The organism is Streptomyces sp. NPDC002835 (assembly GCF_053591995.1).
The window spans coordinates 1-1343 of the sequence record NZ_JBSFUW010000133.1 but is presented as its reverse complement, the minus strand read 5'-3'; the positions used below and the strand labels follow the sequence as shown (position 1 = coordinate 1343).

Genomic DNA, 1343 nt, shown 5'->3' with positions numbered 1-1343 from the left:
AGTCGCGTCCTTTGATCGGCTACTGGCCCTGGGAGCGAAGGGTGCGCTGGACGGACTTGAGTTACACGGGCGGCCCTGTCAGCCGCACCGCACCCGGCAAGGCGACCGAGGTGATGGATCGTCAGAGGTGGTTGACGGTGGCCGCGCTGTCCGACCAGAGCCAGTTCACGGGCGCGTACTGCTTCTTCAGCGCGGTGCGCTCGCGCCCGTAGCCCTTCAGCACAACATCCACCGCCACCGCCAGGTCGTCCAGGTCCTGCGGCACCGGCACCCGCAGCAGCAGGTGCTGCTTGCGGTGTGCGAGGAGCAGTTCCCCTGCGGGTGTGCACTCCAGCAGGGCGAAGTGGACGAGGGGCTTGAACAGATTCTCCGCAGTGGACATCCGGGCGCGCAGCACCCCGTCGGCGCTCCACGCGTACAGGCCGTAGCGGTTGAGATGGAAGGCACGGGCGCGGTGCGGGTCGGCGACCACGGTGAAGTCGAAGCCGGTGAACGGGCTGTCCTCGCGCAGGTGCAAACCTCCCAGTCGGCCCTGCAACACCAGATGGTGAAAGCATCGTCGTCGGCTGCCTCCACATACAGGAGGAGCCCATCCGGTGACTCGTTGCGAGCGAAGGCCGAGACGTCGAGGTAGGCCGTCCCCGTGAGATTGCACAGGGTTTCGATGCAGCCGCCGATCAGTCTTCCCTCGGCCTCCACGTCACCGCTCCTGGTAGAACCGAGGCACTGTGCATGGGATGGACGTCGGACGATGGCTGGCCAAGCAGCGTCAGCACGCCGTTGGCAGGATCTGATGGGCGGGCTGCGCAAGCTCCTGGAAGAGATCGGCGTGATGCCGCTGCCCCCGGAGCAGGAAGCATCCGCCATGGCTCGCAAGACGGCCTCTGGGTCCCCCGGCCTGTATCCGTGCGTCGGCTGTCCCTCGGCGTGGGAGGCGTGCGTCAGTGGCGCAGGCCAGCGTGTGCGAGGGCGACCGCGCACAGCGTGGCGATGACCTCCTGGTCGCCCCGGCGCCAGGCGTCGGCGAATCCGCCGGGCGGGGTGGGCAGTTTGACGAGGGCGGCCGGCGAGCCGGTGAGGGCGCGCAGGGCAAGCAGGTCGGCGCCGCCCGGCGCGTCGGCCAGACGGCGGAGGATCACGCTGTGGCGAATCCAGAGCAGGCGCGGGGGGAGCCACAGCACCAGGATGAGGAGCACGGGGATGACGATGAGAGCCGTGGCCGTCACGTCGGCGACCTGGGCGACGGTCTCCTGGAGCGATGCGCCGGCGTCCGCGAAGCCGGTACTGGCGTCGGCTGCGGACTGGAGCGGCTGCTTCAGAACGTCGCCGATGAGCGGTACGTC

2 protein-coding genes and 2 pseudogenes are annotated in these 1343 nt (G+C 69.0%); 1 reads left to right on the top strand and 3 read right to left on the bottom strand.

Annotation, left to right across the window (positions count from 1 at the left end; all coding sequences use genetic code 11):
• Positions 1-212 (top strand): hypothetical protein (locus ACWD01_RS37495; RefSeq protein ID WP_451168464.1); only part of this gene is annotated, 212 nt, incomplete at its 5' end.
• On the opposite strand, the gene ACWD01_RS37490 is transcribed toward ACWD01_RS37495, so the two are convergent.
• The 3 genes and pseudogenes from ACWD01_RS37490 to ACWD01_RS37480 all read right to left on the bottom strand — a co-directional run.
• Entirely contained in the window at positions 122-538 is a 417-nt protein-coding gene (locus ACWD01_RS37490; RefSeq protein ID WP_451168465.1) for a hypothetical protein, read from the bottom strand. The genes ACWD01_RS37495 and ACWD01_RS37490 overlap by 91 nt on opposite strands.
• Positions 532-705: pseudogene (locus tag ACWD01_RS37485) on the bottom strand (LD-carboxypeptidase); the annotation flags it as partial. The pseudogene ACWD01_RS37485 and the gene ACWD01_RS37490, both read right to left, overlap by 7 nt.
• 236 nt (positions 706-941) lie before the next feature.
• Positions 942-1343, bottom strand: a pseudogene (locus tag ACWD01_RS37480) (hypothetical protein); the annotation flags it as partial.